This is a genomic window from Ensifer oleiphilus (genome assembly GCF_013371465.1).
In the GTDB taxonomy this organism is placed as follows: Bacteria; Pseudomonadota; Alphaproteobacteria; order Rhizobiales; family Rhizobiaceae; genus Ensifer; species Ensifer oleiphilus.
Genome location: NZ_JABWDU010000011.1, coordinates 145,890 through 171,155, shown reverse-complemented (window position 1 = coordinate 171,155; position 25,266 = coordinate 145,890). Strand labels below are relative to the sequence as shown.

Annotated in this window: 21 protein-coding genes and 4 pseudogenes; 16 read left to right on the top strand and 9 right to left on the bottom strand. The window is 60.4% G+C overall.

Features of this window, described 5'->3' with window-relative positions; all coding sequences use genetic code 11:
- Nucleotides 1-19: 19 nt before the first annotated feature.
- Nucleotides 20-274 (top strand): annotated as a pseudogene (locus tag HT585_RS29200) (LysR substrate-binding domain-containing protein); the annotation flags it as partial.
- A 167-nt stretch (nt 275-441) separates the two neighbouring features.
- On the opposite strand, the gene HT585_RS29195 reads toward HT585_RS29200, so the two are convergent.
- The 3 genes and pseudogenes from HT585_RS29195 to HT585_RS29190 form a co-directional block, all read right to left on the bottom strand.
- A complete protein-coding gene (locus tag HT585_RS29195; RefSeq protein ID WP_176356278.1) occupies nt 442-876 on the bottom strand; it encodes a hypothetical protein in 435 nt (144 codons plus the stop codon).
- 147 nt (nt 877-1,023) lie between these two features.
- Nucleotides 1,024-1,100, bottom strand: a pseudogene (locus HT585_RS32330) (RidA family protein); the annotation flags it as partial.
- 77 nt (nt 1,101-1,177) lie between these two features.
- The gene (locus HT585_RS29190; RefSeq protein ID WP_244611136.1) at nt 1,178-1,747 is read right to left on the bottom strand and encodes a TetR/AcrR family transcriptional regulator; all 570 of its coding nucleotides are present in this window, start codon (nt 1,745-1,747) and stop codon (nt 1,178-1,180) included.
- Nucleotides 1,748-2,014: 267 nt separating this feature from the next.
- Between HT585_RS29190 and HT585_RS29185 the strand changes: the two genes are divergently transcribed.
- Nucleotides 2,015-2,851, top strand: coding sequence for an alpha/beta hydrolase family protein (locus HT585_RS29185; protein WP_210270611.1), 837 nt, complete (start codon nt 2,015-2,017; stop codon nt 2,849-2,851).
- A gap of 93 nt (nt 2,852-2,944) precedes the next feature.
- On the top strand, nt 2,945-3,694 hold the full coding sequence (locus HT585_RS29180) for an SDR family oxidoreductase (RefSeq protein ID WP_115422312.1): 750 nt from the start codon (nt 2,945-2,947) through the stop codon (nt 3,692-3,694).
- 650 nt (nt 3,695-4,344) lie between these two features.
- Here the strand turns inward: HT585_RS29180 and HT585_RS29175 are convergent.
- The gene (locus tag HT585_RS29175) at nt 4,345-5,271 is read right to left on the bottom strand and encodes a LysR family transcriptional regulator (RefSeq protein ID WP_176356276.1); all 927 of its coding nucleotides are present in this window, start codon (nt 5,269-5,271) and stop codon (nt 4,345-4,347) included.
- 144 nt (nt 5,272-5,415) lie between these two features.
- Between HT585_RS29175 and HT585_RS29170 the strand changes: the two genes are divergently transcribed.
- From HT585_RS29170 to HT585_RS29155, 4 genes are all read left to right on the top strand, one after another.
- Nucleotides 5,416-6,405: a zinc-dependent alcohol dehydrogenase family protein gene (locus HT585_RS29170; protein WP_176356275.1), complete on the top strand. Its 990-nt coding sequence runs from the start codon at nt 5,416-5,418 to the stop codon at nt 6,403-6,405.
- 70 nt (nt 6,406-6,475) lie between these two features.
- Nucleotides 6,476-7,462, top strand: coding sequence for an LLM class oxidoreductase (locus HT585_RS29165; protein WP_176356274.1), 987 nt, complete (start codon nt 6,476-6,478; stop codon nt 7,460-7,462).
- Between the two features lie 111 nt (nt 7,463-7,573).
- Nucleotides 7,574-8,596, top strand: coding sequence for a zinc-dependent alcohol dehydrogenase family protein (locus HT585_RS29160; RefSeq protein ID WP_176356273.1), 1,023 nt, complete (start codon nt 7,574-7,576; stop codon nt 8,594-8,596).
- A complete protein-coding gene (locus HT585_RS29155; protein ID WP_176356272.1) occupies nt 8,593-8,925 on the top strand; it encodes an antibiotic biosynthesis monooxygenase family protein in 333 nt (110 codons plus the stop codon). The genes HT585_RS29160 and HT585_RS29155 overlap by 4 nt, the downstream gene beginning before the upstream one ends.
- 237 nt (nt 8,926-9,162) lie before the next feature.
- Here HT585_RS29155 and HT585_RS29150 read toward each other — a convergent pair.
- Nucleotides 9,163-9,403, bottom strand: a pseudogene (locus HT585_RS29150) (DDE-type integrase/transposase/recombinase); the annotation flags it as partial.
- Between the two features lie 232 nt (nt 9,404-9,635).
- Here HT585_RS29150 and HT585_RS29145 point away from each other — a divergent pair.
- The 6 genes from HT585_RS29145 to HT585_RS29120 all read left to right on the top strand — a co-directional run bounded on the left by HT585_RS29145 (nt 9,636) and on the right by HT585_RS29120 (nt 16,642).
- Nucleotides 9,636-10,634, top strand: a complete 999-nt coding sequence (locus HT585_RS29145) for a substrate-binding domain-containing protein (RefSeq protein ID WP_176356271.1) — start codon at nt 9,636-9,638, stop codon at nt 10,632-10,634.
- A gap of 41 nt (nt 10,635-10,675) precedes the next feature.
- Nucleotides 10,676-11,980 (top strand): ABC transporter substrate-binding protein, encoded by a 1,305-nt coding sequence (locus HT585_RS29140; RefSeq protein ID WP_246708001.1) that lies wholly within the window; start codon nt 10,676-10,678, stop codon nt 11,978-11,980.
- Between the two features lie 74 nt (nt 11,981-12,054).
- Nucleotides 12,055-12,987 (top strand): carbohydrate ABC transporter permease, encoded by a 933-nt coding sequence (locus HT585_RS29135; protein WP_176356270.1) that lies wholly within the window; start codon nt 12,055-12,057, stop codon nt 12,985-12,987.
- Nucleotides 12,980-13,873, top strand: coding sequence for a carbohydrate ABC transporter permease (locus HT585_RS29130; RefSeq protein ID WP_176356269.1), 894 nt, complete (start codon nt 12,980-12,982; stop codon nt 13,871-13,873). The genes HT585_RS29135 and HT585_RS29130 overlap by 8 nt, the downstream gene beginning before the upstream one ends.
- Nucleotides 13,874-13,875: 2 nt before the next feature.
- Nucleotides 13,876-15,582 carry a GH32 C-terminal domain-containing protein gene (locus HT585_RS29125; RefSeq protein ID WP_176356268.1) on the top strand — a complete coding sequence of 569 codons (1,707 nt, stop codon included), beginning with the start codon at nt 13,876-13,878 and terminating at the stop codon, nt 15,580-15,582.
- Between the two features lie 13 nt (nt 15,583-15,595).
- A complete protein-coding gene (locus HT585_RS29120; RefSeq protein WP_176356267.1) occupies nt 15,596-16,642 on the top strand; it encodes an ABC transporter ATP-binding protein in 1,047 nt (348 codons plus the stop codon).
- 659 nt (nt 16,643-17,301) lie between these two features.
- On the opposite strand, the gene HT585_RS29115 is transcribed toward HT585_RS29120, so the two are convergent.
- From HT585_RS29115 to HT585_RS29105, 3 genes are all read right to left on the bottom strand, one after another.
- Entirely contained in the window at nt 17,302-18,258 is a 957-nt protein-coding gene (locus HT585_RS29115) for an NADP-dependent oxidoreductase (protein WP_176356266.1), read from the bottom strand.
- 186 nt (nt 18,259-18,444) lie between these two features.
- Nucleotides 18,445-18,900 (bottom strand): carboxymuconolactone decarboxylase family protein, encoded by a 456-nt coding sequence (locus HT585_RS29110; RefSeq protein WP_176356265.1) that lies wholly within the window; start codon nt 18,898-18,900, stop codon nt 18,445-18,447.
- A 4-nt stretch (nt 18,901-18,904) separates the two neighbouring features.
- The gene (locus HT585_RS29105; protein ID WP_176356264.1) at nt 18,905-19,321 is read right to left on the bottom strand and encodes a cupin domain-containing protein; all 417 of its coding nucleotides are present in this window, start codon (nt 19,319-19,321) and stop codon (nt 18,905-18,907) included.
- A gap of 108 nt (nt 19,322-19,429) precedes the next feature.
- Here HT585_RS29105 and pdxR point away from each other — a divergent pair.
- Nucleotides 19,430-20,851: pseudogene (gene pdxR, locus HT585_RS29100) on the top strand (MocR-like pyridoxine biosynthesis transcription factor PdxR).
- A gap of 483 nt (nt 20,852-21,334) precedes the next feature.
- On the opposite strand, the gene trxB reads toward pdxR, so the two are convergent.
- Entirely contained in the window at nt 21,335-22,318 is a 984-nt protein-coding gene (trxB, locus tag HT585_RS29095) for a thioredoxin-disulfide reductase (RefSeq protein WP_176356263.1), read from the bottom strand.
- A 721-nt stretch (nt 22,319-23,039) separates the two neighbouring features.
- On the opposite strand from trxB, the gene HT585_RS29090 reads away from it, so the two are divergent.
- Complete coding sequence (locus tag HT585_RS29090) at nt 23,040-23,990, top strand: YeeE/YedE thiosulfate transporter family protein (RefSeq protein ID WP_246708000.1); 951 nt, start codon at nt 23,040-23,042, stop codon at nt 23,988-23,990.
- A 200-nt stretch (nt 23,991-24,190) separates the two neighbouring features.
- The gene (locus HT585_RS29085; protein WP_176356262.1) at nt 24,191-24,919 is read left to right on the top strand and encodes a hypothetical protein; all 729 of its coding nucleotides are present in this window, start codon (nt 24,191-24,193) and stop codon (nt 24,917-24,919) included.
- Nucleotides 24,920-25,266 lie beyond the last annotated feature (347 nt).

Sequence of the window (25,266 nt, the reverse complement as noted above, 5' to 3'; positions counted from 1 at the left end):
CGCTGAAGAGTTCGAGTAGCACGATCTGGCAAAGAGCGTCGCCCATACGTGCGACGACACCGTCTCACTGATGTCATTGGTCTCTGCCGGTCTCGGCATCGGCTTTGCGCCGGAATGGACGCTGGATCTGCCGAACCGCAATTTCGAGCTCCGGAAGGTGAGGGGTGTCGATTTCAAGATCGGGCTTGGGGTCGCCTGGTCGAAGGACGACCCGACGGCCGCCCGCGTCGATATCATTGATATCGCGCGCTCGCTGGTAAGGGCGGGTCGGTGAGCATCTGCTTCTCGTCGAGAGGATGTAGCGGGCGCCGTTCCAGTCATAACTCGTCTGCGCTGCGTTCCGTATACCGAGAACGTGCTGTTTACTCGTTACATGAACTTTGCGAATTGGAGGCGCCTTCCCGCCTCCTGGATTTTCAGGGCATTCATGGGAGTGCTGACCTAGCGGACCATGCGGGGGCTCACACAGGCGAGCATCTTGATGACGTCGTCTTCCAGCTTCTGACAGAGATCCTCATATTCGGCCAAGATCGAAGGGTCTGGCGTCGGTTGCTCTCGTAACTCGTCGCGCTTTATTGCGGCCATGCCGTAGGCTTCCAGCAAATCGGTAATCGCCAAGAAGTTGGCATCAGAGATCTGCTTCCGGTGCCTCGGCAGCCGCATCATCAGGCGGGCCCGCCCGACCTTTTCGAAATCCATCGCCCGCTCCTCACTCCCTCGGACCAGATTGTCCTCCACCAAAACGAAAGTAGCAACAAGACCTTGAGCCGGCGGAACAATATTGCGGAACTCGCGCTCGTCAGGCCGAAAGCTGGGGGAAGAGGAGCAACTTGCCGTGCCTGAATTTCCTGGATCCCGGCCGTTGGCCGTCGCCATGCTGATCCTCCGAGACGAGGCTTTTAACCGACCAAACCGCGCGCGAACGGGCTCTGGCAGCAAAGCCGCCGGCGCTTGGTGCGCTGTGCGAAGGATCATCAGCGTTTCGTTACAGAAGATCGCATGATGTATCGAATGGGATGGGTCTCAACCCCTGGCTGGAATTCGAGCGATCACTTGATCTCAAAATCGAAACCGGCGAGCCAGTTGACGCCGATCGCCGAGCTGGATCAGGGATACCTGGCAGGACATTGAAGCCTCGCGGCGAGCCTTCGACGATTCCGGGCGAGATTGAGTGACGCTACGATGAGTCCCGGTTCGCCTTTGTCGCCCCATAGCGCAGGCCATCCAGCAGCAGCATGAGCATGCGTTCGGTATGCGCTGGTCCATCCTCCCCGGAAGCCACGGCGAGGTTTCCGATCGCGCGCAGCAGATCATAGGGCGCGACGTCGGCACGGACTTCGCTCGCATCGGCAGCGGCATCCAGCAACATCGACAGTGCTGGTTCAAACCGGCTGCGGAAATAGTCCGGCAAGGTAGCAAAGGCCGAATCGCCAGAATGGAGTGCAGCGGCCAATCCCCGTTTCGTGGCCAGGAAGCGTGTATAGAGCATCAGCCACGCGGCCAGCGCCTCGGTTGGACCCCGCTCGGCGGCAAGGGGCGCTGCCGCATCCGCGCAGGCATCGACCTCGCGGCGGAACACGGCGGCCACCAGGTCGGCACGGGTTGGGAAACGGCGATAGAGCGTACCCAGCCCGACACCCGCTTGTGCCGCGATCTCTCGGATCGGCGCATCAACCCCCGAACGGGCGAACACGATCTTAGCAGCTTCCAAAACCGCTTCCTCGTTCCTGCGCGCATCGGCACGCATTCGCGGTGCAGAGGGCTCGGCTTCGCCCCTTTTCCCTGACTCGGTCTCGGTCACATTCCGGGATTTGGGCACAGCCGGCTTCATCCTCTTGATAAACGGATCATCGATCCGTATATGATCTAGCGGATCATTGATCCGGTTCATAATTAAGAGGTTCGCGTTCCTATGTCCAGTTCGTTCGCTGAAGCCCCAACGCAGGCCGGTGCTTTACCCGCCGTTGTCTCCATCGCTCCTATTACCTTGCCGTCCCCGGGGCGGGGCGTTGACTTGCATGTCAGGGTTTCCGCGCCGATCGCCGGCGACTCGCTGCCCGTCATCCTTTTCTCGCATGGCAACGGCCAGTCGCTTCACGCCTATGGCCCCCTCGTCGAGTATTGGGCGGCCCATGGCTTTGTCGTGATCCAGCCGACGCATCTAGATTCGCGGATGCTCGGCCTTGCCCCAGACGATCCTCGCCGCCCGAATTTCTGGCGCTTCCGCGAGCAAGACCTTGCAGCCATTCTCGACAGGCTTGATCACATCGAGGGCGAAGCATCGATGATCCGCGGGCGGCTCGATCGCTCGCGGATCGCGGTTGCCGGGCATTCATGGGGCGGGCAGACCGCCAGTACCTTGCTCGGCGCCACCCATCCTGACCCTGAGAGTGGATCGGTGATCAATAGGACGGACAACCGGGTGAAGGCAGGCGTATTGCTGGCGGTACCAGGTAGCGGCAACGACCTCACTGAGCATGCAGCCCGTACCTTCCCGTTCCTGTATCCCGACTTCTCGACCATGACGGCGCCGAGCCTCATCGTCGCGGGTGATCAGGACCAAGGCGGCCTGACCATGCGTGGGCCAGACTGGTGGCGTGATGCCTACGATCTGAGCCCATCGCCAAAGGCGCTGTTCACTGTCTTCGGCGGCGAGCATGCGCTTGGCGGCATTCCCGGCTACGAGGCGCGCGAGACGACGGATGAGCGGCCCCAGCGTGTCGCCGCCATCCAGCGCCTTTCAACCGCCTTCCTCCGTAGTGCGCTCTATCCATGCAATCCCACATTCTCCGAGACGGTCGCCAAGCTGGCGGCCGATACCGCACCGGAAGGCAGCGTCGAGACAAAGTAGGCCGTCGGACGCACCTTGTTTCGGCCACCCGCGCAGCGCGCGCCAGCCCCTTCCACGGTCGCGCCATACCAGCACTGCAAACAGGAGTTTCACATGGACACGATCCTCATCACCGGCAGCTCGTCCGGCTTCGGGCTAGAGACTGCTCGCTATTTCCTCGATCGCGACTGGACCGTCATTGCTGCGATGCGCACGCCGCGCGCGGACGTACTGCCCAAATCCGAACGCCTTCGTGTCGTTGCCCTCGATGTGACCGACGCCCCTAGTATTGCCCGCGCCGTCGAAGAAGCAGGACCGATCGATGCCCTGGTCAACAATGCCGGCGCCGGCCTCATGGGCGCGCTTGAAGGCGTGTCTATTAACGCTACGCGCCAGATTTTCGAGTTGAACACATTCGGCACCATGGCGATGACGCAAGCCGTGCTGCCCGGTCTTCGTGAGCAAAGGTCGGGCGTGATCGTCAACGTGTCGTCGGCCGTGACGCTCAAGCCGCTGCCGATGCTGTCGGCCTATACCGCCAGCAAGATGGCCGTAGAAGCATTCAGCGAAAACCTTGCGCTGGAGGTGGAATCATTTGGGGTGCGCGTGCGGCTAGTCATCCCCGGTCGAGCGCCGGGAACGTCCTTTAGTGCGGCCGCCCGTGCCCGCTCGCAGACCAGTATACCCGAGGCCTATGCCGACTGGGCGAAACAGGTGTTTTCTGGAGCGTCGCAACAGCCGGCCGACATCACCACTGCAAGCGACGTGGCGGAGGCGGTCTGGCAGGCGGTGACCGATAGGTCTTCGCCGTTCCGCATACCCGCGGGCGCGGACGCGGTATCGCTTTATGCGAAAACTGCGTAACGGGTGATCTTCGACGCGACAGGCGACGTCCGCGCGCCTGAGAGGTTCAGCCTGAGTTTAGCAGGGTCGATGATAGCGCGGAAAATGGGTGTCGACATCGGCACCCAACGCTGCCGGCTGGTTGTCGATCCAGAGAGAGATAGCAAGCCGGGCGCCATTGCAGCAGCTTGTACCGTGAAGAAGGCATTTTTTCCCTGCCTGGCTGGACAAGCCCAGCCATGCCATAGTGACGACGAACGACCGGGTGATCAATCCTGACCTGCAGCGATCCATGTGCGCGCGCGGGCAGCATTGTCACCGAGGTCGATGCAGGCCACCAATCCGCTCTCCGTGCTACGAGACGTTCCGGTGCTTCATTGGCATGGCGATACATTCGACCTGCCGGGGGGGGGCGGCAGGGTCCTCGCATCGACATCGCTTTGCGTAAACCAGGCGTTTTCGCGCGGGCCAAACGTCCTTGGTCTGCAGTTGAATCCGGAAGTTCTGGGAATACGGTTCGAGCACTGGCTTTTGGGACACGCCAATGAATTGGCGGCAGCCGGCATCAGCCCCATCACGATGCGCAATGATGCGAGGCGATATGCCACCGGGCTGCTGATGTGGGGTGCAAAGGTCAATCACCTGGTGAAGATCCTGCGTGGAAGTGCGTGTCATCGACTGTTATCCAAGATCCTATCCAAGCCTTTGTCCCAGTACGGTTGATGTCCAAATCGGTCGACGAGCCAGTCGATGAACACCCTTACTTTTGGCGCCAGCTCGCGGGAACTCGGATATAGCGCCCAAAGCGTCTGGGTTGAGACCAGCGGGTATCCGGGAAGGGCTGGCACGAGGGCGCCCGATCGGAGCTCTTCCGATGCGCACCAAGTGGCCATCAGAGCGATACCAAGCCCAGCAGAGGCTGCGTCGCGCACGGCGCTGCCGTCATTGATGCGGAGGCTTGGGGTAACTCGCCGCTCGATCACCTCTGCATTTCTCCCTCGAAACGTCCAGAGATCGAGCGTGCCGACGACGAGGCAGGCATGTTCCGTTAAGTCGTCGGGGGTGTTCGGCCGCCCGCGTTGCTCGACATACTGGGGCGACGCAACCAGCACTCGATTGTCCGGAGCAAGCCGCCGAGCGACGAAGGACGTGTCGCTGGGCTCTGTATAACGAACCGCCACATCGAAGGCACCTTCGACGAGGTCGACGATGCTGTCCGAGATGCGCAAATCGAGCGCCAGTTCGGGATATTGTCTGCAGAACTGCGGCAAGCCGGGCACGATGTGCATCCGCGCGAACGAGGCCGGAGCCGCCACCCTCAGGGTGCCGCGCGGCGAGGCCTGCTCTCGCCCAAGCGCTGCTTGGGCGGACTCTGCCGCATGCACAACATTCTCTGCATGGGGCAGGAAGGCGAGGCCGTCCTCGGTCAAGGTCGCCTGGCGCGTTGTGCGATGGAGAAGCCTGGCGCTGAGCTTTCGCTCGAGTGCCGCCAGTCTGGCGCTGGCTCCCGCTGGCGTGAGACCCATGTCGCGAGCCGCGGCGCTGATGCTGCGCAGTTGGGCGATACGTACGAACAGGCGCAAATCGTCGACGTCCATGAGGTCGCTTTCAAAGGTTTGTTGAAACTGATCCTAAAACAGGTCTTCTACTCAAGGCAATCGAGATAAATCAAATAGGAGACATCGAGACGGCGCCATAGCCTATGGGGCCGTCAATACTTCTCCTGACGAAAGGATATCGTTATGGCCAACTCAATGAAGGCCGCCGTTCTTACCCGTTTCGGCGGCCCGGACGCATTCGAACTGCGCGACGTACAAGTGCCGGCGGTCGGTCCGCGCCAAGTGCGAGTGCGGGTGCATGCCACCGCTATCAACCCACTCGATTACCAGATCCGCCGCGGCGACTACACAGACTACGTGCCTTTGCCCGCAATCATCGGCCATGACATCTCAGGCGTGATCGAGGAGCTGGGCCCAGACGTTCATGAGTTCGCAGTCGGTGATGAGGTCTATTACACCCCGAAGATCTTCGGCGGGGCCGGCTCATACGCAGAGCAGCACGTCGCCGACGTCGAGCTCGTCGGCCGAAAGCCCCGGAACCTAACGCACCTTGAAGCGGCGAGCTTGACGCTTGTTGGCGGTACGGTTTGGGAGGCGTTTCACCAGCGCGCGCAGCTGGAGGCTGGCGAAACGATCCTCATCCACGGCGGTGCGGGCGGCGTTGGCACCATCGCGGTTCAGGTAGCCAAGGCGATCGGCGCACGGGTAATCACGACGGCGCTTGCCCGCGACCACGAGTTCGTACGCTCGCTCGGGGCCGACGAGTCAATCGACTTCACGGCGGAAGACTACGTGGAGGCCGTCGCCCGGCTGACCGGAGGGGAAGGTGTGAACGTCATTTTTGATACGATCGGCGGTGATACGCTCACTCGAAGCCCGCTCGCGCTGGCGGATGCCGGACGCGTGGTCAGCCTCGTCGATATCGCGCAGCCGCAGAACCTCATCGAGGCCTGGGGCAAGAACGCGGCATACCATTTCGTGTTCACCCGCCAAAACCGAGGCAAGCTTGATGCGCTCACAGATTTGGTCGAGCGCGGGCTGGTCAAGCCCGTGATCGGCGCCACGCTTCCGCTGGCCCGCATGGGTGAGGCGCACGAGCTGTTGGAAAACGGCTCCGCGCGGGGCTTGCGCGGCAAAGTCGTGATCGACGTGTCGGGTGAGGCGAGTGCCTAACTCGACATCCGGAACAGTGCGCGGGCGGTCGAGGATCAACCCGGCCGTCCGTTTCAGGAAGGAAAGAACGATGACTATCGCCCCATCGCCGGCCGAGAACGCCGGTCTGAACCCTTTCGGCCGCGGCTACGCGTCAATGTTCGCGCCCGAGCAGTTGACTGTCGGCGTCTATTTCCCGATCGAGTCTTTCGACGGACCCGAGCCGGCTATGCAAGACCAGATCGAGCTCGCCCAGCAAGCAGAGCGTCTCGGCTTTGCCGCGCTCTGGGCGCGGGACGTGCCGCTGAACGACCCGAGCTTTGGCGATCTAGGCCAGATCTACGACCCTTTCGTTTGGCTCGCAACGATCGCGGCGCGCACGTCTACCATCGCGCTCGCCGCAGGTGCCGTCATCCTGCCGCTCCATCACCCGATTGATGTCGCCAAGGCGGGGGCGTCGCTCGATGGTCTATCCAACGGACGCTTCGTGTTCGGCGTCGCTTCGGGCGACCGCCCGGTCGAGTACCCGGCCTATGGCCGCGACGCGAACCTGCGTTCCGAACTCTTCCGCGACGCGTTCGACTACGTGGAGGCGTTGCTCACGAAGCGTTTTCCGGTCCACGCGTCGGCGCACTATGGGTGGCTCGCGGGCGGCGGCGATCTCGTGCCCAAACCTCTCTCGCCCCGGCTGCCCACCCTCGTTACCGGGCAAAGCCAGCAATCTCTGGACTGGATCGCGCAGCGTAGCGATGGTTGGATCACTTACCCGCGCGGCGTGACTGAGCAGGCGCAGGTCGCCTCGCGTTGGCGCGAAGCACTCGACCGCCTAGGAGCAGGATTCAAGCCGATCGCTCAATCGCTCTACATCGACCTGGCCGCAGATCCGGATACGCCGCCCAGCCCCATCCATCTCGGATATCGGGTCGGACGACGTCGGCTGGCCGACCTATTGGACGACCTGCGAGCAAATGGGATCAACCACGTCGCACTGAACCTCAAGTTCAGCCGGAGACCGGTCGCTGATGTTCTCGATGAGATCGGAACTGAAGTCATACCGCATGGACGCTGTCAGCACTAAACCTTGGCAGATCCTCTGATCAGCGCCTGCAAATCTATCAGCAAGCCCCCCACTGCCAGGACGATGTCGGCAGTTTGCGATTTTTAGCTATGCCAAAACAAGGAGCCTACAATGAAAGCGATGACACTCAAATCTTTCGGCGGTCCAGAATCGTTTGAGCTCTCCGAAGTTCCAAAGCCCGTTCCGCAGGCGGGACAAGTCCTCGTTCGCGTCCATGCCACGTCGGTCAATCCCCTGGATTACCAAGTTCGGCGCGGCGACTATCGCGACTATGTACCACTGCCGGCCATTACCGGTCATGACGTGTCCGGCGTCGTCGAAGCCGTCGGTCCAGGGGGCAAGGTGTTCGCTCCGGGAGACGAGGTATGGTACACGCCGCAAATCTTTGACGGCCCGGGCAGCTATGCCGAGTACCACGTCGCGGACGAAAACATCATCGGACGCAAGCCCAAGTCGCTAAGCCATCTCGAAGCAGCAAGCCTGAGCCTGGTTGGTGGTACGGCGTGGGAGGCTTTGGTCTCGCGTGCGGCTCTCAGAGTAGGGGAAAGCATTCTGATCCATGGCGGCGCAGGAGGGGTCGGTCACGTGGCGATCCAAGTGGCGAAAGCCATAGGTGCGAAAGTGTTCACGACCGTCCGCGAAGACAACTTCGACTTCGCACGGAGCATCGGGGCGGATGTGGTCATCGACTACAGGAAAGAAGACTACATCGACGCCATCATGCGTGAAACGGATGGCCGCGGGGTCGATGTCGTGTTCGATACGCTCGGCGGCGATACATTAACCCACAGCCCAAAAGTGCTCGCGCAACTCGGCCGTGTCGTCTCCATCGTAGACATCGCACAGCCACAGAACCTCATCGAAGCTTGGGGTAAGAATGCAAGTCTTCACTTCGTGTTCACACGGCAGAACCAAGGCAAGCTCGATGAACTTAGCACATTAGTGGAGCGTGGTCAGCTGCGGCCGCACGTTGGCGCTGTCTATTCGCTCGCCGATCTCTCTCTCGCCCATGCTCTGCTCGAGACCCCGAACAACGGTGTCCGAGGCAAGATCGCAATTGCAGTCGAACCGTCGGCCGGCACTGCGCGTGCTAGCGAATACCCGTCTAAATTCACTTCAAACGTGCAACCATGATTTACGAGATCGCTCAGCTACCCGTTCACAAAGAACGGACTGAAACGTTCAGACGAGCATTCGCTGAGGTCGTTCCGTTGCTAAGCCGCGCGCGGGGTTACCGAGGCCATGTTCTGGCGCAAGGGATCGAAACGCCCGAAACTTTCAATCTTATCGTGCAGTGGCGCTCGCTTGAGGATCATACGTCGGGCTTCGAAGCGAGCGAAGATCACGAGATATTCATGGGAGGCATACAGGAATATTTCTCGGATGAACCGAAGGTCTATCATCTCGAAGGCACAGCTTTTGCCGTAACCGGATATGATGATGGGGATGCCGCAGCAACATAGGCAACGCCGCTCAATAGAGGAATGTGCGGATTCAAAACTCGGGTGGTTGTCGGGCCATCTTGACGGCCACCCGATTGCTGAATGCATGTCTCGTTGTCAGTCGGTGAAGGAAGGCATTCGGCGATGTCGCTATTGGTTTGCAACAACCTGTTCTGGCATACTCGATGCTGTCGGAGGGCGCCATCCACCACATCACTTTGTCTGGCTATTAACGCGCTGAGACTTGCGGCACTGTTGTCAGCTGACCACGGACACAGCTTTCCACTCCGCCATGGCCTGCAGGCGGTGAATATGTGTGGCGAGCGCGGAGCGTTATCAGCGAGGTGGAACGAAGAGGTGGCGTAGAGCCGAGAAGCGATCGGAAGCCCTGCATTACCCGCTCTCGTTTTCGCAGCTGCACATGGGAATTCTCGGCGCAGTTGTTCAATCCTTTGTGTGACCGGTGTTCGACGTTCGGCATTACCTGACGCTTGGCCGCCTTGGCGTTGCAGTTCTGGACGATCTCATCGAACACATATCCGTCCTGATCGACGGCGCGTCATAGTCAGTGTTTTTTTTGGCCAGGCGGCTCGGTTTTTCAGAGCACCGCAGTAAATCCGCGATAACGAGCTGGGTGCTGAGGCCCCCACCGGCACCAATCGCCACGCTTGACAAGCAACCGGCGTTCGAACTATAGGGTAAACGATAACCCAAATGAGGTCGTGAAGATCGTGGCAATTTCGCTTTCTGACATCGCGGAGCGTGCAGGCGTATCGGTAAAGACGGTTTCCGGCGCGTTGCATGGCGGCTCCGCCCGCATGTCGGATGATACGCGCCAGAAGGTCAAGGCGATCGCAGAAGAGCTGGGCTATGTCACCAATCTTGCAGCGCGCGGCGTGCGCCAGGGGTGGCTGCCACTGGTTGGTGTCATTTCTGATGGCCTTATTACCTCGCCCTTTGCCACCGAAATCGTGCGCGGGCTCGATGGCGCCGCACGCAGTGCCGGCATGGCCGTATTTGCGGTCAACCACAGCAGTGGGCAGTCGATCGGCTCGGTGATTGATGAGGTGCAGCAGTTCCGCCCCCGTGCTGTCGCCTATGCTGCCATGTACCACAAGGACGTTGACCTGCCGCCGGCCGTCGCCGGTTCGGTCGGCGTGATGATCAACTGCCGCGAGGCCTCCGGCCGTGTCACGTCGTTGGTCCCGGACGAAGAGGGCGGCGCGCGCGAGATCGTGCGCTACCTGCTGGCCGCAGGACGGCGTCGCATCGCCTTCATCAACCTGCCCGGTATCCTCGCCGGGACGCTGCGAGAAAAAGGCTTTCGCGCAGCGCTTGAAGGGGCCGGCATCAATCCGCTCGTTGTTGTCCCGGCCGTGCGCCGCAGCGTCTACAGCGACCGCGCTCCGAGCCTCGTCGCGGGGCATGTGGAGGCACTGCTGGCCACCGGTCAGCGGCCGGACGCCATCCTGTGCGGTAACGACCGCGTGGCGATGGAAGTCTATGCGGCGCTTGCGCGCGCGGGTCTAAGAATTCCGGACGATGTTGCGGTGGCCAGTTTCGACAATCAGGTCGAGCTGGCCTCGCGGCTCGACCCGCCTTTGACCACGATGGCCCTGCCGCACCGCGCGATGGGCCGCCTTGCCATGGAGATTCTTCTGGCCGGGGAACCTGAGCCACCGCGCCTGCGAAAGCTGCCGTTTCATCTGGTCGAGCGAGCATCGGTCTAACAACCAGCATTGTTGTCGCATTCAACAGGAGGAGAAAATCAATGAGTGCATACTTGGGTAATCGTTTACTTATCGCGCTTTTCGCGCCTTCCGCATTCTTCTGGTGCGCCGGTTATGTCGAGGCAAAATCCGTCATCCATGTGATGCACCAGGGCGACCCGGGCTGGGTGAAGGCCTATGGCGACGTCGCCAAGCGCTTCGAGGAAGCCAATCCCGATATCGACGTCGAGATGATCTACGCGCCGCACGACGCCTATAACGAGAAGTTCAGCGCCGCCGTCATGGCCAAGCAGCTGCCGGACGTGATGGAACTCGACGCGCCGTTTCTGGCCAACTACGTCTGGTCCGGCTACCTGCAGCCGATCAAGCCACTGGTCGATCAGGACGTGCTCGATGACATGACCGGCTCGAACATCGCGCAGGGCACCTATCCGATCGACAAGGATCTCTATGCGATCGGCCTTACGGACTCATCCGTCGTGCTCTACGGCAACAAGAAATATCTCGAAGCCATCAGCGCGCGCATTCCGAAATCCGTCGACGATGCCTGGACGCGCGAGGAATTTGAAGGATATCTCGAAAAGCTCTCCAAGCTTGAGGGCGTGAAGTGGCCGATCGATACGTTTCGCGGCTATGGCATCAAGACCGAGTGGATCACCTACGCCTACGGACCACTGCTCGAAAGCGCCGGCTGCGACCTGATCGATCGCAAGGCTTGGAAGGCAACCGGAACGCTCGACGGCGATGCCTGCGTCAAGGCGCTGACAATGATGCAGACCTGGGTGAAGAACGGCTGGGTCGTTCCGACGTCGTCCGGCACCAACCAGTTTTATGCCGAAGGCCAGCCCGCAGCTCTCGCCATGGGGGGGCACTGGTTTTACGCGGAAGCGGCCGCTGCGATGAAGGAAAATATCGTCGTCATGCCGTTGCCGAAGATCGGCGAGAAGGGCGTCAGCCCGAACGGTACCTGGATCTGGGGCATTTCAGCGACATCCGAAAACCCCGAAGCCGCGGGCAAGTTCCTGAGTTTCCTGTTGAAGGACAAGGAATACCGCGACTACGCCAAGACCCAGTCGGCCTATCCGGGTTTGAAGAGCTTCGCTGCCGAATCTCCGCTCTACTCGGAAGGCGGGCCGCTTGCCGTCGCCTTCGAACAGGCCTCGAAAACCGCCGTCGCCCGTCCGCCGCATCCGGCCTATCCGACAATCACTTCTGCCTTCATGCAGGCGGTCGACAAGATCTTCAACGGCGGTGATGCGCAGGAGGCGCTGACCGCTGCGGCAAAGAAGATCGACCAGGATATCGAGGACAACGCCGGCTACCCGCCGTTCGACGAGCAGCAGTAGGGCGCTTTTTCCCGGGGCCGTCCTTCTGGCCGGCCCTGCGCGATTTCGGGAGGATGAGCAATGAGGAGGAGACAATGACCTTGCAACAGACGTCCATGCCCGCGCTGCCGCGCCCCGCCAGGCGACGCGACCGGCAGCGCTTCTGGCAGGAGGTTGCGATGATCGCACCGGCCGTGCTGCTGCTCGCCATCTTCCTGATCACGCCGTTCCTTCTGTCCTTCTGGACGGCGATGACCAATCAGCCGCTCGTCCCGCGTCCGACGCCGGTGCGTTTCGTCGGCCTCCTGAATTTCCAGCGGGTCTTCACCGACCCTCTGTTCTGGACGTCGCTCTGGAACGTCACCCGCTTCACGGCCTGGGTGCTGCCGGTCCAGTGCGGCCTTGCCTTCCTGACGGCACTGCTATTGCACCAGAAGCTGCCGATGCAGAACCTTCTGCGCGGCATGTTCTTCCTGCCGGCGATCACATCCATGGTGGTCGTCTGCGTGATCTGGGGCACGCTCTTCCAGTACCCGAGCGGTCCCCTTAACCAGATTGTCGGCTTCTTGTCCGGTGGCACGATCCAGCCGATCGACTGGCTCGGCGACCCCAGTTGGGCGATGTTCTCGATCGTACTGCTCTCGGCCTGGCAGGCCTATGGCTTCCAGATGATCATCTACCTCGCCGGTCTGCAGGGCATTCCGGAAGAGCTTTACGACGCGGCCCGCATCGATGGCGCGAGCGCGCTGCGCCGCTTCTGGCACGTCACCATGCCGGGCCTGCGCCCAACCCACGTCTTCGTGCTGGTCATCACCACGATCCAGGCCTTCAAGCTCTATACGCAGGTTGCGATCCTCACGCAGGGCGGGCCGAAGGAAAGCACGGAAACCGTGGTGCACTACATGGTGCGCGCCGGTTTCGAGGAACAGAAGCTCGGTTACGCGTCCGCCGTTTCCGTCATTCTCTTCGTCATCGTCCTTCTGATAGCGCTTCTCCAGCGCAAACTCCTGAGGCGCTTCGATGTCTGATCTCGTGCTCAGCCAGCCGGCCCCGCTGGCCATACCCCGGGGCAACAGCAAGACGGGCCTTCGCATCGTCCAGACCGTCTGCATATTCATGATCGCCCTGGTGATGATCTCGCCGCTCTTCATGCTGCTCATCGCCAGCCTTAAGGACGATCGCTTCCGGATCCTTGCGGATATGGGCAGTTTTCGCGCCTTCTGGGTCAGCGATCCAACCCTGTCGAACTACCGGGAGATCGCAAATTTCTCCGGCGAACTCGCCTATGGCCGCTATCTCTTCAACTCACTGGTGATCCTCGTCGTCACCGTCGTGTCCGGATTGATCATCAACTCGATGGCAGGCTTCGTGCTCGCCTGGGGGTCGCTGCGCGGCAAGGCGATTTTACTTGCCCTCGTTGTTGCGCTCTACGTCATTCCGCAGGAGAGCATTATCATGCCGCTCGTTGTCATGATGTCGCGAGCGGGACTGACGGACACTTTCGCCGTGCAGATCCTGCCCTGGGTGGCAAGCCCGCTCTATGTCTTCCTCTTCTACCAGTTCTTCGCGCAACTGCCGAAGGAGTTGTACGAAGCCGCGGAGATGGACGGGGCGTCGGCATTCCGCATCTATCGGTCGATCTTTATCCCGCTCAGCCTGCCGGCGCTCGCGACCGTTTCGATCCTCATGGGGATCGAAAGCTGGAACCAGTATCTCTGGCCAACGCTCGTCACCCAGACCGACTATGCGCGTCCGATCGCCGTCGCGATCGCCACCTTCTTCGGACAGGACAGCATCTACTGGGACCGCGCAATGGCTGCGTCCGTGCTGATGATGATCCCCGTCCTCATTCTCTACCTCGCCTTCCAGCGCTGGTTCGTAAGCTCGTTCGTCGGCTCCGCCGTGAAAGGTTGACTATGACTGTCCAAACAAGATCCGTGCGCTCCGCGCTTGAAGTCATCGAGGCCGAGCTTCCAGCCGGCACGGTGCTGCATCTCTGGCTGAAGGCGCGAGCGGCTGGCGGTGAGGCGAAACTCTTCGTCACCACCGATCGCGGCGATGTCGCCGAACCGACCACTCGGCGCGCGGAGGAGTTCGAACTTTTCCCGGTGGTACTGGAAAGGGGCGGGCGCACAGCGCTCGCCTATGATGCGAGCACGGCCGCACTGTCGGTCACCTATGCCTTTCATCCGGATACGGTATTGGCAGAGGGGATCTGCGTGCTTCATCACGATACCCGCACGGCCCCGCCCGAGGTGCCAGCCGGGTATCATTTCCGCCCACCCTTCGGCTGGATGAACGACCCGAATGGTTTCGGCCGGTTCGCCGGACTCGGCCATCTCTTCTACCAGCACTACCCACACGGGATGCGCTGGAACACCATGCACTGGGGGCACGCCGTCTCCAAGGATCTGATCCACTGGACCCACCTGCCGATTTTCCTCTTTCCGGCAGAACACCTGTCCGAAAAAAACGACGGACGTGGTGGCGCGTTTTCCGGTTCAACCATCCCCGTTTCCGGGCTAGAAGGCGATGAGATCCGCGTCTTCTATACCGAGCACGTCCGTGACCGGCAGCCGGAAGAGCAGATCCAGCTCTCCGCTTGCAGTCGCGACGGGATTGTCGTTGGTCCGTCTGAGGTAGTCCTGCCACTGCGACCGGCGGGCCTGAACCTCACGACCGACTTTCGTGACCCTTACGTCTTCAAAGGTCCGGATGGCCTCTGGAAGATGGTGCTCGGCAGTCGAGACCGATCGGGCGGCGTCGTTCTGCTCTACGAGACGGCAGACCCATCGGGTGCGTCGGGTTGGGTGTTCCTCGGCATCGTTCATCGCGAGGATCGTTTTGGCATGACGGCGGCGGAATGCCCCTGCATGGTGCCGGTCGGCGGCAAGGCGGATGATCCGGAGACCCCCTGGGCGCTGATCTTCGGCTTGCTCACCAGCCGCGACCCGGCCACCGGTCGGCGCAATCTAACCTCCGTCACGGTCGGCCGCTTTGATGGCCGCGCTTTCACGGCGGAGTTCGAACAGGAATTGGATTTCGGCTCCGACGCCTATGCGTTCCAGGCTTTTGTCGACGGCGACGAGCCGGTCGGCATCGCCTGGCTTGCCAACTGGACCGATTTTTCTAAGAAGGACGACTTTACGACCGCCATGACCCTGCCGCGTCGCGTGCTTCTCGATGGAGACGCCGTGCTGACCCCGCCCGTCGCCGCGTCCAAAAGCCTCCGACACATGCTGCTCGACGAAGCCGCGCTTGCCGCCGGCGGGACGGTTGCGCTTGGCAGCGGCGCTGTCGAGATCGTGCTCACGCTGCCCGAGCCTGGAGCACCGTTTGCGCTCGCCTTCGATCACCCGGACGTCGAACTCGGCGTGAAGCTTCACGGTAATGGTCTTGAGATCGTCTTCGATGCCGGTACCGACAAGGCGCCGCCGCTGTACCTTGCGTCCGGCGCAAGGCCTTCGGAACTGCGCATTTTCCTCGATGCCGGCTCCATTGAAGTCTTCGCCGACAACGGCCGCTGGACCGGGACGAAGCGCATTCCCGGGTTTTCCGCGGTGCGCTCTGTCAGGCTGACCGGCGCCGTCACTAGCGCGGAAATCTGGCAACTCAAGCTTTGAGGGAGGAAGAAAAATGGCTTCGGTAGCGATCGATCACGTACTGAAACAGTATGGCGCAGCCTCTGTCATCCACGGCGTTTCCGTGGATATCGAGGACGGCGAGTTCGTCACGCTCGTTGGACCTTCCGGCTGCGGAAAGTCCACGCTCTTGCGCATGCTGGCGGGGCTGGAGGACATCAGTGGCGGTGAAATTCGCATCGACGGCCGCGTCGTCAACGAGGTCGCCCCTAAGGAACGCGACATCGCCATGGTGTTCCAGAGCTATGCGCTCTATCCGCACATGACCGTCGCCGAGAACATGGGCTTCGCCCTCAAGCTCCAGGGCCGCGACAGGGCGACGATCGAGAAGCTGGTAAAGGAGGCTGCCGGCATTCTCGCGCTTGAGCCGCTGCTCGACCGCCTGCCCAAGCAGCTCTCCGGCGGCCAGCGTCAGCGCGTCGCCATGGGCCGCGCTATCGTCCGCCACCCGAAGGTGTTTCTGTTCGACGAGCCGCTCTCCAATCTCGATGCCAAGCTGCGCGTGACGATGCGTAGCGAGATCAAGGAACTGCACCGGCGGCTCGGCACAACAATCGTTTACGTGACCCACGACCAGATTGAGGCGATGACCATGGCCGACAAGATCGTCGCCATGCGCGCCGGTCGCATCGAGCAGATCGGCAAGCCGCTCGACCTTTACGATCGCCCGGGCAATACCTTCGTTGCGACCTTTATCGGCTCGCCGGCGATGAACCTGTTCGAGGGCGGTATCGGCGAGGGGGGATTCCAAATCGAAGGTGGGGTTGTCCTGCCGCTACCGGCATGTCCGAGCAATAGCGCGGCCATGACCTATGGCATCCGCCCGGAAGATCTCGAGCTTGCCGAAGCCGGAATTCCGGCAATGGTCTTGACCGTTGAGCCGACGGGTGCGGAGACGCATCTTTCTGTGCGAGTCGGCACCCAGACTGCGGGGATCGTGCTGCATCGACGTGTAGACTTGCGCCCCAACCAAGTGATCCATCTTGCGCCGAAGGCTGAGAAAATCCATCTCTTTTCTGCCGAAGGCGCACGGATCAACTGATGCCCCGGCATCGGCTGATATTGCGCGAGGCGCGACTTCACTGCGCTTGAGACGGAAACTATTCCGATTGGGCTGGATCCCCGTGAGGCAAACGCCGCATTACCACGGGATCGCGACGTGTCGTCGATCGAGAGGATCGGAACCATTCGCTCAACGTCGAATTTTAGAATTGCATCACAGATGGAGCGGATCAGGCACACCCCAGATTGCGCCTGGTGTCGACCAGCACCTAGCTGCTGTGCCGCCTGTCTCGCGTATTCTTTTCGCTTGCGGTCGCGTCGCCAGTTGCTTTCGATGGTGGACGGGATCGGAGATAAAGTAGCTGCGACCGTCAAAGTGATGCGGTGGTTGGGGATAACGATGTTCTGAGCGTGTAGTGGCGCCTGCAGCACCGCTTCAACTCCAGAGATGGTCAAGGGGGGTTACAGAAGATCGCATAATGTATCGCCCGGAACGAAGGAGGATGCCTTGCCAATCATGATGCACGGGATGGCCGGTTCGGTGTTGGCGCTGTGCGGTTGGCTTCACCTGTGAAGACCGTCCCAACGATAGATTTCTCGGCATGGCAGGCATAGGGTAGACGCGAGGGCCAAACCCGCGTCGTTCTGTTTTCGCCGGAACGTTGCGCGGGTCGGCGCGACCTGCGCGGCCTCGGTGACTTAATCCATCGTCAGGACGGTTTTGCCCTTCTGACGCGGCAACTGGCCCTCAAGCATCAAGTGCGCCTCTTTCGCCTGCTCGAACCCCAGTGTCGCCCCAACATTCATCTTGAGGGCATTTCGGGAAATGAGAGACGAAATGCGGGCAAGGCTCGAGGTCGACACGTCGACCAGGAAGAACTTTGCCAGGACCTGATGCTGCGCCGCCAGCATCTGGTCGGGCACGGAAACGGCCGAAATCATTCGCCCGCCCTTTTTCAGCACGCGAAACGATCGCGTTTGGGTTTCGCCGCCAACCAGGTCGATGACGGCATCGACATCACGAATTTCGTCGTCAAATCCGGTCTTGGTGTAATCGATGACCGTTTCACCGCCAAGCGCGAAAACACTGTCGGTGTCGCCGGAGGAAGCGGTGCAAATCGTCCGAAGGCCCGCCTCTCTGGCGAACTGCACGGCATAAGCGCCGACGTTTCCCGCCGAGCCATGGATCAGGACGGACTGACCTTTTTTCAGGCCCGCCTGATCGAACAGGGCTTGCCATGCTGTTACCGCGATCACGGGCAGCGAGGCCGCACCGACGTGGTCAATGGAGACTGGTTTGTGATCGAGCATGGTGGCTTCGGCGACCGCGTACTGGGCATAACCACCGCAAAAGCGCTTGTTGGTGACGCCATAGACGTCATCTCCAACCTTGAACCGCGTCACTCCCGTGCCGACGGCGGCCACCTCGCCCGATATGTCTGAACCGAGGATGAGAGGGAGCGGCTGGGGAAGGGCACTGTTGCCCGCGCGTATCCACCCGTCCCAAGGCCCGACACCCGCTGCACGGACCTTGACGATCACCTCGTCCGCCCCCGGCGCGGGCGTCTCGGAGAGTTCCAGCTGCATGACATCGGGCGGCCCGAACTGATGGACGCGCCATACCTTTCCCGTGAAGTTCCTTGAAACGTCCGGCATGTGGTTTCCTTTCGAATTTTTCGGGCGGGGATGCTGATTTCACACGCTTGCCCGGGTTCTGTCGTGCACTCGAGTTACGCCGATCTGCTGTGCAGCGCGCAACCCGCTGGAGCGGAGACACGGAGAGATGGCTGCCGGCATCTGCAAATGAGTGATCGCCGGCAACCAGCAAGCCCTGGCTCGATGCTATCTGCCGATTGCCGCGTGCGGCACATTCCTGAAGCTGATGGCCATTCGATTGTATGCGTTCATCAGGCTGATCGCGATGGTGAGATCGACGCGTTCACGCTCGCTGAACGCAGCGCTGACAGCGTCATAGGCGTCATCCGGTACACTTGTCTCTGCTACGCGCGTCACCGTTTCCGCCCACGCAAGGGCGGCGCGCTCACGCGCGTCGAAGAGGCTGCCGGCTTCGCGCCACGCCGGAAGAAACGCTATCTTCTCGATCTGCTGCCCCTTGTTCAAAAGATCGCGCGTGTGCATGTCGAGGCAATAGGCACAATTCTTGATCTGCGAAACACGCAGATAGACCAGCTCGAGCAAGACGGCCGGTAGGCCGCTTTGCATGACGTAACCATAGACGCCACCCAGCGCTTTTGCGCCGGCAGGAGCGATCTGGTTATAGTCCAGTCGGGCGCTCATCCGTTCACTCCTTGGGGGTCGTCAGTTCCTTATCCTCGGTGTCGACGATAAAGACTGCCAGGAGTTTTGCCGGTTCGCTCTTGCTCGCATTGCGGCTCACGAGGTGGCTGGAGCCAGGGGTTTCGTAGAAGCTTTCGCCGGGACGATAGATCCTTGTCGGCTCGTCATTCACCTTTGACTCGATTTCGCCCGAGAGAACATAGGCAAAAATGAACGCCGATTTCGCATGGATATGCGGCAGCGAGGCGCCGCCCGGAGCGTAATCGACGACTACGGCGCGAACCGACTTGCCGGGGATATTCGGGATGTTCTGCTCGAAAGTCGGCGTAACCGTTTCGAGGGGATCGTGCGCGGCCGCTGGCATCGCGCTGGCGATGACGACTGCGGCGACGGCTGTACCAATGAGGGATCGTGCGTTCATGATGACATTTCTCCTTTGTGGGCTGTGCATCTACCCGCTATAAATACCCCTCCTCTGGTCATGTAATTAGCACCAAGAACGCACAAAAATCCTGTACCACGATATGCAATGGCTAAGCCGCTTGAGCTACAGATTGATCGCACCGCGAAGAACCTGTTGGCGGACCAGATCTGCATGGGTATCACCGCCGCGATTGACAGCGGGGTTCTGACATCAGGTGCGCGACTGCCGTCCTGGTGAGACTTGGCCGCCCAACTCGGCGTCGCGCGTGGTACCGTGCGGCTGGCCTATGATAAGCTTTCTTCAGCTCAGCTCATTGCTGCATCTCGGGCAACGGGGACGCGTGTAACAGAGCGACCGATCTTGTCCCGGCGGCAGGATTCCCCACCAGAGCCCGGCTCCTTCATGGAACGGTATCAGGAAATGATCGCAGGCCCGGCGATTTTTCAGATGGGCGTGCCGGCGAAAGAGACCTTTCCCGCCAAACTCTTTGCCAGGATCCGGTCCCATAGTGTGCGCGCCGAAGCGAGCGCACCGGCCATGTATCCTGATCCGCGCGGCGAACTCGAGCTGCGTCGAGAGATCGCCGCCTCTCTCACCATCGCGCGCGGGATCGAGTGTTTGCCCTCCCAAATTCTCGTGACATGTGGCTATGCAAGCGGCCTGGGATTGACGCTGCACGCGCTGGGCCTGGAAGGGCGCAAAGCATGGATGGAGGATCCCGGGTTTCCCTTCACGCGGCGCGGCCTTGAACTGGCGAGACTGCTGCCCGTCCCTGTGCCGGTTGACCGCGACGGCATGGATGTCGACTACGGCCTTCAGAATGCCCCGGAAGCGGCACTTGCCGTCGTGACGCCGGGACAGCAGGCGCCGACTGGAACGACACTGTCGCTCGCGCGACGGCTGCGTCTTCTCGCGTGGGCGGTCGAGCGCGGGGCCTGGATCATCGAGGATGATTATTTGGGCGAGTTGCAGCTCCAAGGCCCCGCGGCGCCGGCGCTCGCCTCAATCGATCGTGTTGGCAGGGTCATCCATATCGGCTCGTTCAGCAAAACCATAAGTCCGACATTGCGCCTTGGCTTCGTCGTCGTGCCCCCGTCTTTGGAAGCCCGCTTCACCGAAGTGGCCGCATGCCTGGCGCCGCCGCCCGGGCCATCCGTGCAACTCGCCACAGCAGAGTTTATTTGCGAGGGACATTTCCTGCGGCATCTGCGCCGCACCAAGCGGGTATACGCCGCACGTCGAGACGCACTGTTGCAATATTTGGGAACGCGCGCAGACGGCGACACCGTCGCGACGGCGGGTCTGGCTGTTCTGGTGCGGCTCCCCGATGGTGCCCCGGACGTTGCCATCGTGCGGGAAACTCTACCGTTCCGCCTGTCGCCTGCTCCCCTCTCGGTGTGGTACGTGTCGCCGATGCTCGCCAAACCCGGCCTGCTTTTGGGTGTCGCCACGTGCCCTCCGCAGTATGTCGAGCGATCCTGTGACCGCCTTTTCGAAATCATTCATCGTTGCACGTCCGCGCGATGAAAACACACCTGCTTAAACGGCTTGCGCTTTTCCGATGGGCCAATCATTGCGCCGATTACGGTGCTGGCCCTTTGAAGGCGACAGGCATGGAGCGATATCGAGGTCGATTTCAGCCGACGCTCGTCAACTAGAAACGCGAGGTCTCGGGTGCGAACTCCTGATCGAGATCTTCGAAATGAAAAGGCGGAGCGAGTGTTCCGAGGCGTTCGGTTTGTGGGAACGGGCCCTCGCTCTGGCGACCGATTGGCGGGAACTGAGCTATGGTGGAATCGCCCGAGCAAAACATTGACACCGCTGCGACGAGGCAGAAGGCTAGGGGAAGGATTGGCGATGCTGGCATTTCACTTGCCTCGTTCCTGTTTTGGCGCCGGACTTTACCCCCGATGCCGGCCCGCTAACTTTCATCTTAGTAAGATAGTATGCTGCGCGACCCGCAAGATTTTGACTTGCCGTCGGCTAACACTAACTGGCCTTCCCGTATCGTCAGCTCAAAGCGTCCACGCTCCGTTGCGCGACCCAGAGCGGTGAATGCTCGGCAAGGTATTTGTCGGCTTCCAGAGCTGCCATGCACCCCATGCCGGCCGAGCTGACGGCCTGACGGAACACCGGATCGATGACATCGCCGGCTGCGAAGCAACCAAGCACCGAAGTCTTGGTCGACCAATTGCCGACCCTGATGTAACCGGCCTGGTCCATTTCCAGCTGTCCGCGGAACAGTGCGGTTGCCGGATCGTGTCCGATGGCAACGAAAAGACCGTGTGTGGACAGAACCCTTGTCTTGCCCGTATCCACGTCGCGGATTCGAATGCCCGTCAACGATTTCTTCGGCTGAAGCTCACCGACTAGCTCGTCGATGACGTGGTTCCAGATGACTTCAACATTCGGTTTGGCAAAAAGCCGGTCCTGCAGGATCGGCTCCGCACGGAAGCGATTTCGGCGGTGGATGATGGTTACTTTGGAAGCGATCTTCGATAGGTACAATGCTTCCTCTACAGCCGAATTGCCCCCGCCCACGACGACAACCTCTCTGTCTCGATAGAAGAAGCCATCACATGTTGCGCAGGCGGAGACGCCGAAGCCGTTGAATGTCGATTCCGAAGGAAGACCGAGCCAGCGGGCCTGGGCTCCCGTTGCAATAATGAGTGTGCCAGCGATGTAGGTATCGCCGGAGTCCCCCCGGGCACGGAACGGACGCGTGGAGAGATCGACGGAGGTGATGGTGTCGTACACGATCTGGGTTCCGACATTCTCCGCCTGCTGCCGCATCTGTTCCATCAACCATGGCCCCTGGACCGGCTCTGCAAAACCTGGGTAGTTCTCGACATCCGTAGTGATCGTAAGCTGGCCACCGGGCTGGATGCCGGTCACCAGGATTGGTTTTAGGTTAGAACGGGCAGCGTAAATCGCAGCCGTGTAGCCGGCTGGACCGGCCCCGATGATCAAAACCTTGGTATCGTGCGTGTACATGGTGGGAAATCCTTCGTCACCCCGTCCTGCGGGAGCCGCCGGAAAAGCCGCGGTCTTCACTTGCGGGCATTCTGCCGCCCAACTTGCAATCAATACCGATCTGTATCGATAAAAGAGAAAGTATACTGATCTGTAGCGTTTATCAATGCCTCATGCTGAAATGTTCCTCAAAGCGGCATGGCGCGCTATTCGAGCCCGCCGCCGCCATCCGCCCCAGTTCACTCCTTCTGCCGAGTGGCGTCGCATCGGACGCGTTCCATGTCCACTGTTGCAGGCTACAGGTACCGCCGCCTATGGGCACGTTTCCAGCCATTGGGAGCAACAGATGATCCCGGATTTCGCAACGGCGCATTTCTAATCCGAGATATCAAACAGGCCTGTATCTTTATTCAAGGGTAAGTTACCGGAGACGCAAGACCGTCTCTCCGGCACTGTTCGTTTTTTGGAAGCGAGCATTCGCCTCTTCCGGTGGCCGGGCCGATCGAGAGGCGTGAAGGATGGTTGGAGCATAGCGCTGCTACCGCCCCCACGGGCTTTCGATCGAGATGGCTCTGCCGGCGCGATGAGATCGGTGAGGTCTGTCCAGCCGACACGATTTAAGGCACAGTTCAGCATCCGTCGGAGTAGCTTATTGTCGGGGCCGCTGGCTTGTCAGCGACGGCGATCAATATGAAACTTTGTATGCGCCGCAAACCGGAATAGACGCGAGTCCGTTTGGCAAATGAGCGAAACGCACACTTACATATCAGGTGCGGGCAACGACACCACGATTTGGGCAAATATGGCCCTGATAGCGGCACTCGGATTTATTCTCGGTTTCGCTATGAATCGGGGCTCGATCTGCACCGTCATTGCCACGAAGGAGTTGGTATCCGACAAGAGGCCGGCACGTTTCATCGCTCTGGTCGAATGTGCCGCGTGGGCGGCACTCGGATACGTAATCCTAGACTCGCCACCTATGATACAGGAGGGCTGGTCGACACTCGGCTACCTGGTTCCAGCAGCCATCTTGCTTGGGATCGGCAGCTATGTGAACGGCGCGTGCGTGTTCGGATCGGTTGGCCATATCGGAAACGGCGAAGTCGAATTCGCATTCACGTTTCTCGGGATTTATGCCGTGCTATTTATCGAATCCTGCTTTGATCTGCTTTCGGGTCAGCCGCCGATAAGTGCTTCCACTTCACTGGGTGCAGTGTTCTTAGCGTTTGCGTTGGTGGCCATGATGGCGCTGAGGCTCAGCCTTTCCCGCAGGTTGAAGTCGCACTTCCGGCGGCTGACGATGGCGATGGGGTCGGTCGGCATCACCTCCACCATCCTGGCAGTTCTTGCGCCCGGGTTCGCAATTGTCGCGTCGGTTGGATCGGTCGCTTCGATACCTGTCACCGGCGCTGTGATTTCGGTTTGCATGTTCGGCGGCAGTTTCGTTTCCGCTAGGCTTCGCAAGGATGGATTTAAGTTCAAGCGGCCAGCAATGAAAACCATCGTCAAGAGGACGTTTGCAGGCATATTCATGGGAGCGGGTGCGCTACTTATTCCTGGCGGCAACGATACACTGCTCCTGGTCGGTCTCCCGGCGGAGGCCTGGCAAGCGGTGCTCGCCTATTTGCTGTTCGTCGCGACGCTTGCGGCGCTCATTCTTGCGATGGGTTCGGAGGCAAAACCTTGGTCGTGAAATTCCGGTCCCGAACTGAGCTGTCGGAGGCGGCTTCCTATTATGCACGGATTTGTGGCGCGGCCACAATATCCTCGCCTCCCACGCGTGGCTTACAACGAAGATCGACGCGATGCCTCATTAAGAATGGCGTGCATGAAACATGAGCCAAAACCCCGACCTTTGAATAACAGTCAGAAACTCAGCCGAGGAGAAAATCAATGAGTGGCAAATTGCACCCATTACTGGGCGAGGTTTTGGAAGAGCATGGTGGGCACGAGCGCTGGCGCAAGTTTAAGGGAATATCCTCAACAATACTGACCGGTGGCAAGTTATGGGCGTTGAAAGGTGCTCCTTTGATTGCTGTACCTCGGCGTGCGACAAGCGAGTTCCACCGCCAGTGGACTCGTGTCACTCCGTTCGGAGAACCAGATTGGACAATGACCTGGACGCCCGAGCATGTCGATATCAGCGCTGGAGATGGATCGATTGTCGCCGCGCGCGACAATGGACGTGAAGCATTTGATCGCAGCTTCACCGGACAGTGGGATCCGCTCAACCTCGCATATTTCAACGGTTATGCAATGTGGACCTACTTTGCGACTCCTTTCGTTTTCGGCGAACCCGGCTATGAAGCTCGCGACATTGCCCCAATAGAGAACGAAGGTGAGACGCTTCGCGGCGTAGCCGTGAGGTTCCCCGAGAGCGTACACAGCCACACACGGGAACAGCGCTTTTACTTCGGCTCGGACAGGCTACTGCGTCGTCACGATTATTCGGTCGATGTTTGGGCGGACGCGCCCGCTGCACACTTTGTGTCCGCTTACATAGATGTTGACGGTCTTAGGTATCCGACCCGCCGCAGCGTGTTCACCGTCAAGCCGGATGGTACGCTCGACCGCGATTTCAATGCCGTCACAATCGAACTGTCGGATTACACGCTGTTCTGAGATGCCCTGGCGAGGGTTTGCGTGTCGTCGCCTACCGCGACACACGTCCGGTCAGGTCAGGACGCATGGTCAGGTCTGCCGAGATGTCGTGGTGACGGCTACACGCTTGGTGAGTGTGGCACCGGTCCCGAAATATGAGAGAATGACTCTCAATGTCGCTGAGTAGCGCGTGCTGAGCTCGGCCCTTAGATCGCGCTCACTGGATCGTCCATATTCGTCACACGATTTCCGGCGAACCAGGGTGCCTTCAGGTGGACGAACAGAAATGGACGTGGAGTTTCAAATGCAACGTGCAACTTTGTTCGAACCCTCCAACTGCCTTGTGGCATAACCCTGAGCAATCGGAT